This window comes from Streptomyces sp. NPDC059564, from assembly GCF_042735575.1.
Classification (GTDB): Bacteria; Actinomycetota; Actinomycetes; order Streptomycetales; family Streptomycetaceae; genus Streptomyces.
In genome coordinates, this window is sequence record NZ_JBHWBP010000205.1 from 1 (window position 1) to 13,311 (window position 13,311).

A 13,311-nucleotide genomic window follows, 5' to 3' on the forward strand; every position below is an offset into this window, starting at 1 on the left:
CTCGCCCGCTCAGCGCCCCCACCCCGCCCCAGAGTTCTGAGCCCTCTATGTCCCAGACCCCGCTCCGGCAGGTATCCGGACGCGTGACATAGGCCGCGCAGCCGCCTGCGCCCCCGCTCAGCGCCCCCACGCCGGAGCCGCCCACCCCAGCGGCCGCTGCCGCGCTCCGGCCGGAATCTCGGCGCGAGACAACGGCCCCCCAGCCGCCCCCATCCCCTCTCAGGGCTCCCGCTCCCACCCCAACGGCCACCGCCCAACTCCAGCCGGAATCTCCGCAGGAGACAACGGCCCCCCCGCCGTCGGCATCCCCGCTCAGCAGCGTCGCTCCGACGCAGGAGGCGGCCACCCCAACGGCGACCGCACCGTTCTGGGCGGTATCTCGGCGGGAGACAGCGGCCCCCCGGCTGCCCGCATCCCCGCTCAGCGGCCCCGCTCCGATGCGGGAGGCGGCAACCCCGATGGGTGTCGCCCCGCTCCGGCCGGACGCGCAGGCGGAGGAGCCGGTCAGCCCGCCCGTTCAGGCCCCGGGGCGGGCCCCAGAGCCGGCGACGGGTGTGATCACCCCGTCGGGTCCGGCCTCGCTCTGGGCCTGTGCCCCGGCGGAGGGCGCAGCGGGCGCGGACCCATCGCCGACCCCTGCCCCGGCGCATGGCGCTGGTACGCCGGTGGGCGTCGCCCCCGAGCAGACGAAACCTTCGTTGGAGGTGGCGACCTCCCAGCCGGGTTCGGCTCAGCTCCGGGCGGATACCTCCGAGGGCCAGGCGGTTGCTCGGACAGGTTCGGGCCCCCTCCTGACCCCCACCTCGGCACATGAGCTGCCCACTCCGATGCATGCCACCGAGCTCAGAGCGTTCTCGCCGACGGCGGATGCGACCCCACGCGGGGCGGCCGCTCCGGCGGAGGAGGAGGCCGCTTCGGTGGGCCCGGCCGGGGTGGACGTCTCTGCTCCGGCGACGCGTGCGATCACCCCGTGGGGTGCGGCCCCCCTCAGGGCTCCCGTCCCGGCGGAGGGTGGTGTCCCGCTTCGGGCCCCCGAACCGGAGGAGGGCGCGGTTACCCCGGAGGGTGTTGCCTTGCTGCGGGCGGACCACCCCCTCGGCCGGTCGGCGGTCACACCGGAGACGGCGCTGCCCGCTCGTTCGGGGCTCGGACCAACCGATCCGGCGGCCCCGATCGCGGAGTCCGCGCCCCTCGGCCGAGCGCCGGTGGCCCCGAGCGCGGCCCTCCCCGAGCCCGACCCGGCGTCCGGGCCGGACTCCACCCCGGACGGCCACCCGGGCACGGACGGCCACGCCTTCACCCCGCCGAGGCCCGCACCAGCCCGGGACTCGGCCAGTACGGGGGACCCCGTGCCGGGAGCCGGTACCGGTACCGCGCCGCGCTCGGCGGGAGCAGGCTCGGGGCAGACAGGACCGGCGGCTCACGGTGAGGGGCCGCAGGACCGGACAGCCGGGGACACCACCCGCACGGCTCCGCACGAGGCCGCGACACCTCTCGGGACGGCTCCGCACGAGACCGGGGACACCGCCCGCACGCCACCGCACGAAGCCGCCACGCCACCCCTGTCGGCGCCCGGAGGAGTGAGGCGGGAGCCCGCCGGCGGGGCCGGTGCGACCGTGCCGCGGCAGAAGGACGGCACCGTACGCCCCCGCGTCGGCGGGACCGGACCCGTCGGCCCCGAACCGACGGTGCTGCCCGACCTGCTGGACCACCCCGACCCGGCCGTCGCCGCCGAGGCCGCGACGACGGAGAACCTGCTGCGGTGCTGGGTCCGCGAGAGCCGCATCGGCCGCCCCGACGGGCCCGTCGGAACCCTGCTCCGCATCCCCCTCCCCGCATCCGGCGTCGCCCTGCTCGTCCCCGTTCGCCACTGGTCTCCGGCAGGCTGGCACCGCTTCGCCCCCGCCCGCCTCGAAGGCGCCCCCGCCCACGCCCCCGCCCTGGACGCCGTCACCCTCGCGGCCCTCATCGCCCGCGAGGGCACCGGCCGCGGCGGCGCCGACCTCGTCGGCCGGGTCGCCGACTCGGTGCGCCGCACCACCGAGTTCATCGCCGACCGCCGCCAACGCCCCGACGCCCCCGCCCCCGTCGCCGGGGACCGCTTCCTCACCGCCGAACAGTCCCTCCTCCTCGGCCACCCCCTTCAGCCGGACCCGAAGAGCCGCGAAGGACTCTCCGAAGCCGAAGTACGCCACTACTCACCCGAACTCCACGGCTCCTTCCCCCTGCACTGGATCGCCGTCGCACCCACCGCGCTCGCCACCGACTCCGCCTGGACCGAACGGGGCCGCCAGGTCTCCGCCGCCCAGCTCCTCACCCGGCTCGCCCCCGGACTCCCACAGCCGGCCGGCACCACCGCCCTTCCCCTCCACCCCTGGCAGGCCCGCGACCTCCTCCAGCGCCCCGCCGTCGCCGCTCTCCGCGACGCCGGACTCCTGACCGACCTGGGCCCCCACGGCGCCCCCTGGTACCCCACCTCCTCCGTCCGTACCGTCCACCGCCCCGGCGCCCCCGCGATGCTCAAGCTCTCCCTCGGCGTGCGCATCACCAACTCCCGCCGCGAGAACCTCCGCAAGGAACTGCACCGAGGCGTCGAAGTGCACCGACTGCTCCGCACCGGCCTCGCCGAGCAGTGGCGGGCGGCCCACCCCGGCTTCGACATCGTCCGCGACCCCGCCTGGGTCGCCGTCGACGCCCCGGACGGCACCCCCGTTCCCGGACTCGACGCCCTGCTGCGCCACAACCCCTTCCGCTCCGACGACGACGCCGTCTGCGTCGCCGCACTCACCTCACCGCGCCCCTGGCCCGGCCGGACCACGATGCGCTCCCGCCTCGCCGAGGCCGTCTCCCGCCTCGCCGTGACCACCGGACGCCCCACCTCCGCCGTGGCCGCCGAGTGGTTCCTGCGCTACCTCGACCACATCGTCCTGCCGGTCCTCGCCTTCGACGCACTCGCCGGCATCGCCCTCGAAGCGCACCAGCAGAACACCCTGGTCCTCCTCGACCCGTCCGGCTGGCCCGTCGGCGGCCGCTTCCGCGACAACCAGGGCTACTACTTCCGCGAGTCCCGGCGCGCCGAACTGGATCAGCGCCTCCCCGGCATCGGCACCACCAGCGACACCTTCGTCAGCGATGCCGTCACCGACGAACGCTTCGCCTACTACCTCGGCATCAACAACGTGCTCGGCCTCATCGGAGCCTTCGGATCCCAGCGCCTCGCCGACGAACGCGTACTCCTCGCCGCCTTCCGCCGCTTCCTCGGCAAGGCCGCGGGCCTCGGCCCCGTCCCGGCGCAGCTGCTCGACTCACCCACCCTCCGCTGCAAGGCGAACCTGCTCACCCGCCTGGGCGGCCTCGACGAGCTCGTGGGACCCGTCGACACCCAGTCCGTCTACGTCACCATCGCCAACCCCCTTCACGACTGACGCGCTCCCACCGACACGGAGAAGAGCCCGATGCCCTCCACCGACACGACCGCCGGACCCGACGCCGGCCTCGCCCCCGTCCGCCTCACCGCCTCCACCACCGGCCCCGGCCTCTACCGGCCCACCGAACCCCGCCTCACCGCCGCCCTGCTGCCGCTCCTGGCCGAGGCGGACCTCCTCGACTCACCCGCCGCCTGGGGCGCCGCCGCCACCCCGGCCGGAACTTTCCGCCTCGAACCCGTCCGGCCGGGCCGGGACCTGGAGATCCTCACCGGCTGGATGAACGACCCCGAGGTGGCCGCCTATTGGGAGCTGGCCGGACCCGCCACCGTCACAGCCGCCCACCTCCGGGCCCAGCTCGACGCCGACGGCCGCAGCATCCCCTGCCTCGGCCTCCTCGACGGCTCCCCGATGAGTTACTGGGAGATCTACCGGGCCGACCTCGACCCCCTCTCCCGGCACTACCCGGCGCGCCCCCACGACACCGGTATCCACCTGCTCATCGGAGACCGCACCAACCGCGGCCGGGGCCTGGGCACCACACTGCTGCGCGCCGTCGCCGACCTCGTCTTCGACCACCGACCCCGCTGCACACGCGTCATCGCAGAACCGGACATCCGCAACACCCCCTCCGTATCAGCCTTCCTGACCGCCGGTTTCCGCTACTCCGCGGAAATCGAACTCCCCGAGAAGCGCGCCGCCCTGATGATCCGCGAGCGCTCGCTGCGCAATCTCCTCTGATCGCCGCGCCGCACCCCGGCCGTCAACGCTGTCGACGCCGCCGACCCCTTCCCCATCGAGTCCCCTTTCGAGTCGCCCTTCCGAGCTCCGGTCGTCCAACGCCTCTCCCTTCGAAAACTCTGCGTCACGCAGCAAAGTTCCCGATCACCGAGGAGTCCCGTGCCGAATTTCCCCGAAGCCCCAGACTCCGCCGGGCCCGCCGTGCCGCCGTCCCCCCAGCACCCCTGCACGCCGCCCGAACTCAACCGCCCGGCCTGGGACTTCGCCGCCCGCCGGCTCCTGGCCAAGATGCTCGGCGAGTTCGCGTACGAGGAGATCATCAGCCCGGTGCCCGCCCCGGCCGCCGCCGGCGACGCCTGGACCCTGACCCTCGACGACGGCAGCAGCCTCGGCTTCCGGGCCCGCCGACGCTCGTACGGCAGCTGGCAGGTGACCCCCGACACCATCACCCTCACCCCGGCGCCCCCCGACACCGCCACGCCGACCGCCTTCGGGGACCCGTACGCCTTCCTGGTACGCGCCCGCACCCTCCTCGGCCTCGACGGTTCGACCCTCGGCCACCTCGTCCACGAGCTCAGCGCCACCCTCGCCGCCGACGCCCGCATCGACCACCACGCGCTCACCGCCGACGTCCTCGCCGACCTGGACTACGCCGAGCTCGAAGGCCACCAGACCGGCCACCCCTGGCTCGCCCTCAACAAGGGACGCATCGGATTCTCCGCCGCCGACACCGCCGCCTGGGCCCCCGAGGCCCGCGTCCGCCAGCGGCTGCCCTGGCTCGCCGTCCACACCTCGCTCGCCGAATACCGCGGCACGGCCGGCCTGGAAGACCCCGGCCGCCTCTACTCCGCCGAGCTCGACTCCGTCACCCGCGCCGTCTTCGACCAGGCACTGCGCGACCGCGGCCTCGACCCCCGCGGCTACCTCTACCTCCCCGTCCACCCGTGGCAGTGGGACGAGATAGTGCTCCCCCTCTTCGCCCCCGCCCTCGCCTCCGGCGCGCTCGTCCCGCTGCCCGCGGATCCCGACCTGCGCCTTCCGCAGCAGTCGGTCCGCACCTTCCTCAACCTCACCCGCCCCGACCGGCTCACCGTCAAACTGCCGCTCTTCATCCTCAACACCACCGTCTGGCGCGGCCTGCCGGGCGAGCACACCCTCGCCGCCCCCGCCGTCACCGCCTGGCTCCACTCCCTCCGCGACGCCGACCCCTTCCTGCGCGAGGAATGCGGGGTCGTCCTGCTCGGCGAGGTCGCCTCCGTCACCGTCCGCCACCCCGTCTACGACCAGCTCCCCGAGGTCCCGTACCAGTACAGGGAGCTCCTCGGAGCGATCTGGCGCGAGCCCCTCACCGGTCACCTGGCCCCGGGCGAACGCGCCCGCACCCTCGCCTCCCTCCTCCACACCGATCCGCGCGGCCGCTCCTTCACCGCCGAACTGATCGCGCGCTCCGGGCTCACCCCCGGCGTCTGGCTCCAGCGGCTCTTCGCGGCCCTGCTGCCCCCGCTGCTCCACTTCCTCTACCGCTACGGCACCGTCTTCTCCCCGCACGGCGAGAACACGATCGTGATCTTCGACGAGAACGACGTCCCCGTCAGACTCGCGATCAAGGACTTCGTGAGCGAGGTCACCATCAGCCGCCGGCCGCTGCCCGAACACGCCTCCCTGCCCGACGCCGTCCGCGCGGCCCTGCCCAGCGAGCCGCCCGCCTTCCTGACCCAGTTCATCCATTCCGGGCTCTTCGTTGGCGTCTTCCGCTACCTCTCCGCCGTCTGCGAGGACCGCCTCGGCGTTCCGGAGACCGAGTTCTGGTCCCTCGTACGGGCGGAGATCCTCCGCCACCCATCGCGCTTCCCGGAGCTCAAGGAGCGCTACCAGCTCTTCGACCTGCTCAGCGAGCGCATCGACCGGCTCTGCCTGAACCGGAACCGCCTCCACGAGGACGGCTACCGCGACAGCCCCGACCGCCCGCGCGCCGTCGTCCACGGCACCGTGCCCAACCCCCTGCACCAGCCGTGACCGGACTCGGATGCGGCCGCTGTCGGTGGCGCCCCGTAGGGTTGGCATTGCTATGACGAAGCCCTCCCTCCCCGACCTGCTGCATGCCGCCGTCTCCGCCGTCGGCGGCACGGAGCGGCCCGGCCAGGTGGCCATGGCCGAAGCCGTCGCCGAAGCGATCGACGACAACTCCCACCGGCTGATCCAGGCCGGCACCGGCACCGGCAAGTCCCTCGGCTACCTGGTTCCGGCCCTCGCCCACGGCGAGCGCGTGGTCGTGGCCACCGCGACGCTGGCCCTCCAGCGCCAGCTCGTCGAGCGCGACCTGCCGCGCACGGTCGAGGCGCTGCAGCCGCAGCTGCGCCGTCGGCCGCAGTTCGCCATGCTCAAGGGCCGGTCGAACTACCTGTGCCTGCACCGCCTCCACGAAGGGGCGCCGCAGGACGAGGAGGAGGGCCTCTTCGACCAGTTCGAGGCGGCCACCCCCACCAGCAAGCTCGGCAAGGACCTGCTGCGCCTGCGCGACTGGGCGGACGAGACGGAGACCGGCGACCGCGACGACCTCACCCCCGGCGTCTCCGACAAGGCCTGGAGCCAGATCTCCGTCTCCTCCCGGGAGTGCCTGGGCGCCACGAAGTGCGCGTACGGCGCCGAGTGCTTCGCGGAAGCGGCCCGAGAGCGGGCCAAGCTCGCCGACGTGGTCGTCACCAACCACGCGTTGCTCGCCATCGACGCGATCGAGGGCGCCCCGGTCCTGCCGCAGCACGAGGTACTGATCGTGGACGAGGCCCACGAGCTGGTCTCCCGCGTCACCGGCGTCGCCACCGGAGAACTCACCCCCGGCCAGGTCAACCGGGCCGTGAAGCGCGCGGCCAAGCTGGTCGACGAGAAGACGGCGGACTCCCTCCAGACCGCCGCCGAGTCCTTCGAGCGGGTCATGGAGCTGGCACTCCCCGGCCGCCTGGAGGAGATCCCCGAGGACCTCGGCTACGCGCTGATGGCCCTGCGCGACGCCGCCCGCAACGTGATCTCCGCGATCGGCGCCACCCGCGACAAGTCCGTCCACGACGAGGACGCCGTGCGCAAGCAGGCACTGGCCGCGGTGGAGAGCGTCCACGGCGTGGCGGAGCGGATCACGAACGGCTCCGAGTACGACGTCGTCTGGTACGAACGGCACGACCGTTTCGGTGCCACCCTCCGCGTCGCACCGCTCTCGGTGTCCGGTCTGCTGCGCGAGAAGCTGTTCGAGGACCGCTCGGTGGTCCTCACCTCCGCCACCCTGAAGCTGGGTGGCGACTTCAACGGGGTCGCGGCATCCATGGGCCTCGCCCCGGAGGGCGTCGAGGGTGAAGGGGTACCGGTGTGGCGGGGTCTGGACGTCGGCTCCCCCTTCGACTACCCCAAGCAGGGCATCCTCTACGTCGCCAAGCACCTCGCCACCCCGGGCCGCGAAGGCACCCGCGGCGACATGATGGACGAGCTGGCGGAGCTGATCGAAGCGGCAGGCGGCCGCACCCTCGGCCTCTTCTCCTCGATGCGCGGCGCGAAGGCCGCCGCCGAGGAGCTGCGCGGGCGGCTCGACCACCCCATCCTCCTCCAGGGCGAGGAGACGCTGGGCGAGCTGATCAAGGCCTTCGCGGCCGATCCGAAGACCTGCCTGTTCGGGACCCTGTCGCTGTGGCAGGGCGTGGACGTCCCCGGTCCCAGCTGCCAGCTCGTGATCATGGACCGCATCCCCTTCCCGCGGCCCGACGACCCGCTGATGAGCGCGCGCCAGAAGTCGGTCGAGGAACACGGCGGCAACGGCTTCATGGCGGTCGCGGCCACCCACGCCGCGCTGCTCATGGCGCAGGGCGCGGGCCGACTCGTACGGGCCTCCGGCGACCGGGGGGTCGTCGCGGTGCTGGACCCCCGCCTGGCCACCGCCCGGTACGGGACCTTCCTGCGGGCGACCCTGCCCGACTTCTGGTACACCACGGACCGCAACCAGGTCCGCCGCTCGCTGGCCGCCATCGACGCGACCGCGCAGGCAGACGGAAAGTAGCCCGGCTCCGACGCGAGCGGGCAGCGCACGCGCGGGGATGCTCCGCACGCGGGCATGGAACAGCTCCGGGACCGGCGCAGTGGGTCCCGGAGCTGGCAGGGGTGCGGCGGGGGTCAGACCCGTCGCAGGACCGCGACGACCTTGCCGAGGATGGTCGCCTCGTCGCCGGGGATCGGCTGGTACGCGGCGTTGTGCGGGAGCAGCCAGACGTGGCCGTCTTCGCGCCGGAAGCGCTTGACGGTGGCCTCGCCGTCGAGCATCGCGGCGACGATGTCGCCGTTCTCCGCGACAGGCTGGCGACGGACGGTGACCCAGTCCCCGTCACAGATCGCGGCCTCGATCATCGAGTCGCCGACGACCTTGAGCACGAACAGTTCGCCGTCACCGACCAGCTGCCGGGGGAGCGGGAAGACGTCCTCCACCGACTCCTCGGCGAGGATCGGGCCGCCGGCCGCGATCCGGCCGACGAGGGGCACGTAGGACGCGGCGGGCTTTCCGGTGGTGTCCGTGGGCTGCGAGCTGGGCTGGTCCGAGCCGCGTACCTCGTAGGCGCGGGGCCGGTGCGGGTCGCGGCGCAGGAAGCCCTTGCGCTCCAGGGCCATCAGCTGGTGGGCCACGGACGAGGTGCTGGAGAGGCCGACGGCCTGGCCGATCTCCCGCATCGACGGCGGGTACCCCCGGCGCTGCACGGAGTCCCGGATGACTTCGATGACCCTCCGCTGCCGGTCCGTGAGCCCGGAACTGTCGGCGCGGATGCCTGGAGGCCGCCCTGGCAGCGAGCGTGCGGGGCGTACGGGCTCCGCCTCCGGGTTCAGACTTGCGTCGTTCATGGCATGCACCGGCTCGAGTCGGCTCTGGGAGCGGTTCTGGGCAGTGATGGTGGCACTGTCTGCGGTCGTGGTCACGTCGGCCCCTCTCGAAATGGTCTCCCTAGCTGGACAACGGTAGTTGCTTTCGAAAGGTTGCGCCAAACACACGTTCGAGTGAAAAATCGCGGATCGCCCACCTGGGTTAGATCGGTGGGTGTATGGACGGCTTGCGTGGCCGACCGATGCGCGTGACCGGCGATGACTCCCGGTCCGGAGGCCGGCGGCGGGGTGTCCGGCCGGCCGGTTTCCCGAACGCGGGTTCGGCTCCGCGTCCGCTGCTTACGGTACCCTTCCCGGTTGGATCGCCACCTCCCGGGTTCACGCCCAGTCTGGCAGCGGGAGCCCCCGTATCCGGCCATCGGACACCGCGACACGCGGAGCGGCGTAAATCCGGGCCAACCCAAGATCTAGTGGTTGGATGAGCGCTGCCGCCCAGAAGTTGTGGTCCTCGGTCCGCTGAGGCCCCCGACATCGCATATGCTGGTGGCTGCTTCACGAGCCCCCGGCAGAGTCCGTCTCCGCCGTTCAGGGGCTCCGTGGGGTGATTCAGTCGTGCCAAAGGAAGGGTGAGGGAACCGTGCACTGCCCCTTCTGCAGGCATCCCGACAGTCGCGTGGTCGACAGCCGCACCACGGACGACGGAACGTCGATCCGCAGGCGCCGTCAGTGCCCCGACTGCTCCCGTCGCTTCACGACGGTGGAGACGGCCTCGCTGATGGTGATCAAGCGCAGCGGGGTGACCGAACCTTTCAGCCGCACCAAGGTCATCTCTGGCGTCCGCAAGGCGTGCCAGGGGCGGCCGGTCACCGAGGACGCCCTCGCCAAGCTCGGCCAGCGGGTCGAGGAGGCGGTGCGCGCCACCGGGAGTGCCGAGCTGACCACCCACGACGTGGGTCTGGCCATACTCGGTCCGTTGCAGGAGCTCGACCTCGTCGCGTACCTGCGGTTCGCATCCGTTTACCGGGCGTTCGACACCCTTGAAGACTTCGAGACCGCCATCGCGGAACTGCGCGAGCCGCGGCCTCACCCCGAAGAGTGCGAGTGCGGTGGGACCGCTCCGGTCCCCGCGCCCGCCTCCGCCGCCGACTGACCGGACGGCCTGCGCCACGGCGCTCACGCACCGTGACACGGCCGGTCTGCCCGGCGAAGAGACGTAGATACAAGACACAGCACCGTGCCGCGGAATAACGCTGGCACTTTAGGGCGTTTTTGCCCGCATATGGGAGGCCTGGCATGACAGAGACGGCGAGCAGCTCGGCACGTGGTTCCCGCGCCAAGGGGACCAAGGCCGCCAAGGGCGGCCTGCGTATCGAGCGCATCCACACCACCCCAGGCGTGCACCCGTACGACGAGGTGAGCTGGGAGCTCCGTGACGTCGTCATGACCAACTGGCGCGACGGCTCGGTCAACTTCGAGCAGCGTGGCGTCGAGTTCCCCGACTTCTGGTCGGTGAACGCGGTCAACATCGTCACCAGCAAGTACTTCCGCGGCGCGGTCGGCACGCCGCAGCGCGAGACCGGTCTGAAGCAGCTCATCGACCGGATCGTGAAGACGTACACGAAGGCCGGCGACGACTTCGGCTACTTCGCCTCCCCGGCCGACTCCGAGATCTTCGAGCACGAGCTCACGTACGCGCTGCTGCACCAGATCTTCAGCTTCAACTCGCCGGTGTGGTTCAACGTCGGCACGCCCCAGCCGCAGCAGGTCTCCGCCTGCTTCATCCTGGCCGTCGACGACTCCATGGAGTCGATCCTCGACTGGTACAAGGAAGAGGGCATGATCTTCAAGGGCGGCTCCGGCGCCGGCCTGAACCTCTCCCGCATCCGCTCCTCCAAGGAGCTCCTCTCCTCCGGCGGCAACGCCTCCGGTCCGGTCTCCTTCATGCGCGGCGCCGACGCGTCCGCGGGAACGATCAAGTCGGGCGGCGCCACCCGCCGCGCGGCCAAGATGGTCGTCCTGGACGTGGACCACCCGGACGTCGAGGACTTCATCGCCACCAAGGTGAAGGAAGAGGAGAAGATCCGCGCCCTGCGCGACGCGGGCTTCGACATGGACCTGGGCGGCGACGACATCACGTCCGTCCAGTACCAGAACGCCAACAACTCCGTCCGCGTGAACGACGAGTTCATGACGGCCGTCGAGAACGGCACGGAGTTCGGCCTGCGGGCCCGCATGACCGGCGAGGTCATCGAGAAGGTCGATGCCAAGGCGCTCTTCCGCCGGCTCGCCGAGGCCGCGTGGGCCTGCGCCGACCCGGGCATCCAGTACGACGGTGTGATCAACAACTGGCACACCTGCCCCGAGTCCGGCCGCATCACCGCGTCCAACCCCTGCAGCGAGTACATGCACCTGGACAACACGTCCTGCAACCTCGCCTCGCTGAACCTGATGAAGTTCCTCGACGACGACGGCAAGGGCAACCAGTCCTTCGACGCCGAGCGCTTCGCCAAGGTCGTCGAGCTGGTCATCACCGCGATGGACATCTCGATCTGCTTCGCGGACTTCCCGACGCAGAAGATCGGCGAGAACACCCGCGCCTTCCGCCAGCTGGGCATCGGCTACGCCAACCTCGGCGCCCTGCTGATGGCGACGGGCCACGCGTACGACTCGGACGGCGGCCGCACCCTCGCCGCGTCGATCACCTCGCTGATGACCGGTACCGCGTACAAGCGTTCCGCCGAGCTGGCCGCCATCGTCGGCCCGTACGACGGCTACGCCCGCAACGCCGACTCGCACAAGCGCGTCATGAAGCAGCACGCCGACGCCAACGCCGTCGCGCCGCGCACCGAGGACCTCGACAACATCATCTGGGCCGCGGCCACCGAGGCCTGGCAGGACGTCCTGCGTCTCGGCGCGCAGAACGGCTTCCGCAACTCCCAGGCCTCCGTCCTCGCGCCGACCGGCACCATCGGTCTCGCGATGTCCTGCGACACCACCGGTGTCGAGCCGGACCTGGCCCTGGTCAAGTTCAAGAAGCTCGTCGGCGGCGGCTCGATGCAGATCGTCAACGGCACCGTCCCGCAGGCCCTGCGCCGCCTGGGTTACCAGGAGGAGCAGATCGAGGCGATCGTCGCCCACATCGCCGAGCACGGCGTGGTCGTCGACGCCCCGGGCCTGAAGACCGAGCACTACTCGGTGTTCGACTGCGCCATGGGCGAGCGTTCCATCTCCGCGATGGGCCACGTGCGCATGATGGCCGCGATCCAGCCCTGGATCTCCGGCGCGATCTCGAAGACGGTCAACATGCCGGAGACGGCGACCGTCGAGGAGATCGAGGAGATCTACTTCGAGGCGTGGAAGATGGGCGTCAAGGCGCTCGCGATCTACCGCGACAACTGCAAGGTCGGTCAGCCCCTCTCCGCCAAGAAGAAGGAGGAGGAGAAGACCGAGATCACCGAGAAGGCCGAGGAGACCATCCGCACGGCCGTCGAGAAGGTCATCGAGTACCGCCCCGTCCGCAAGCGCCTCCCCAAGGGCCGCCCGGGCATCACCACCTCCTTCACGGTCGGTGGCGCCGAGGGCTACATGACGGCCAACTCCTACCCGGACGACGGTCTGGGCGAGGTCTTCCTGAAGATGTCCAAGCAGGGCTCGACCCTCGCGGGCATGATGGACGCCTTCTCCATCGCCGTCTCGGTCGGTCTGCAGTACGGCGTCCCGCTGGAGACGTACGTCGCGAAGTTCACGAACATGCGCTTCGAGCCGGCCGGTATGACGGACGACCCGGACGTGCGGATGGCGCAGTCGATCGTCGACTACATCTTCCGTCGCGTGGCGCTCGACTTCCTGCCCTTCGAGACCCGCTCGGCCCTCGGCATCCACTCCGCCGAGGAGCGTCAGCGCCACCTCGACACCGGCTCCTACGAGCCGCTCGACGAGGAGCTCGACACCGAGTCCCTCGCCCAGTCGGCGCCGCTCGCGGCGGTCCCGGCCGCTTCCGCCCCGAAGCCGGTCGAGATCGTCCAGGTCCCGGCCCCGAAGACGGCGCACTCCAACGCCGAACTCGTCGAGATGCAGCTCGGCGTCTCCGCCGACGCCCCGCTCTGCTTCTCCTGCGGTACGAAGATGCAGCGCGCCGGCTCCTGCTACATCTGCGAGGGCTGCGGCTCCACCAGCGGCTGCAGCTGATCCCGGACACCCCGGCTGATTCCTGAGGGAACTGGCTGATCAGGGCGGTGGGGCCCCCCCCGCGGGGGGTGCCCCGCCCGGAGGGGGGTTTAACGTTGGCCCCAGAAAC

The 13,311-nt window shown here is 71.8% G+C and carries 7 protein-coding genes; 6 read left to right on the forward strand and 1 reads right to left on the reverse strand.

The window, feature by feature from the left end; genetic code table 11:
• Window positions 1-1,580 precede the first annotated feature (1,580 nt).
• From ACFV0Q_RS27615 to ACFV0Q_RS27630, 4 genes are all read left to right on the forward strand, one after another.
• Window positions 1,581-3,425: an IucA/IucC family protein gene (locus ACFV0Q_RS27615; RefSeq protein WP_385009074.1), complete on the forward strand. Its 1,845-nt coding sequence runs from the start codon at window positions 1,581-1,583 to the stop codon at window positions 3,423-3,425.
• A gap of 30 nt (window positions 3,426-3,455) precedes the next feature.
• Window positions 3,456-4,166 carry a GNAT family N-acetyltransferase gene (locus tag ACFV0Q_RS27620; protein WP_385009069.1) on the forward strand — a complete coding sequence of 237 codons (711 nt, stop codon included), beginning with the start codon at window positions 3,456-3,458 and terminating at the stop codon, window positions 4,164-4,166.
• A 159-nt stretch (window positions 4,167-4,325) separates the two neighbouring features.
• Window positions 4,326-6,182, forward strand: a complete 1,857-nt coding sequence (locus ACFV0Q_RS27625; RefSeq protein WP_385009070.1) for an IucA/IucC family protein — start codon at window positions 4,326-4,328, stop codon at window positions 6,180-6,182.
• A gap of 52 nt (window positions 6,183-6,234) precedes the next feature.
• Window positions 6,235-8,205 carry an ATP-dependent DNA helicase gene (locus ACFV0Q_RS27630; protein WP_385009071.1) on the forward strand — a complete coding sequence of 657 codons (1,971 nt, stop codon included), beginning with the start codon at window positions 6,235-6,237 and terminating at the stop codon, window positions 8,203-8,205.
• A gap of 113 nt (window positions 8,206-8,318) precedes the next feature.
• Here the strand turns inward: ACFV0Q_RS27630 and lexA are convergent, their stop codons facing one another.
• Window positions 8,319-9,110 carry a transcriptional repressor LexA gene (lexA, locus tag ACFV0Q_RS27635; RefSeq protein WP_030239576.1) on the reverse strand — a complete coding sequence of 264 codons (792 nt, stop codon included), beginning with the start codon at window positions 9,108-9,110 and terminating at the stop codon, window positions 8,319-8,321.
• Between the two features lie 541 nt (window positions 9,111-9,651).
• Here lexA and nrdR point away from each other — a divergent pair.
• Both nrdR and ACFV0Q_RS27645 read left to right on the forward strand, forming a co-directional pair.
• Window positions 9,652-10,164 carry a transcriptional regulator NrdR gene (gene nrdR / locus ACFV0Q_RS27640; RefSeq protein WP_385009072.1) on the forward strand — a complete coding sequence of 171 codons (513 nt, stop codon included), beginning with the start codon at window positions 9,652-9,654 and terminating at the stop codon, window positions 10,162-10,164.
• A gap of 143 nt (window positions 10,165-10,307) precedes the next feature.
• Window positions 10,308-13,202 (forward strand): vitamin B12-dependent ribonucleotide reductase, encoded by a 2,895-nt coding sequence (locus ACFV0Q_RS27645; protein WP_385009073.1) that lies wholly within the window; start codon window positions 10,308-10,310, stop codon window positions 13,200-13,202.
• The last annotated feature ends 109 nt before the right edge of the window (window positions 13,203-13,311 follow it).

What these genes read in the sequence shown, in the direction of transcription:
- ACFV0Q_RS27645 (WP_385009073.1), top strand. Translation starts at nt 10,308, where the DNA reads ATGACAGAGACGGCGAGCAGCTCGGCACGTGGTTCCCGCGCCAAGGGG.
- ACFV0Q_RS27630 (WP_385009071.1), top strand. Translation starts at nt 6,235, where the DNA reads ATGACGAAGCCCTCCCTCCCCGACCTGCTGCATGCCGCCGTCTCCGCC.
- ACFV0Q_RS27620 (WP_385009069.1), top strand. Translation starts at nt 3,456, where the DNA reads ATGCCCTCCACCGACACGACCGCCGGACCCGACGCCGGCCTCGCCCCC.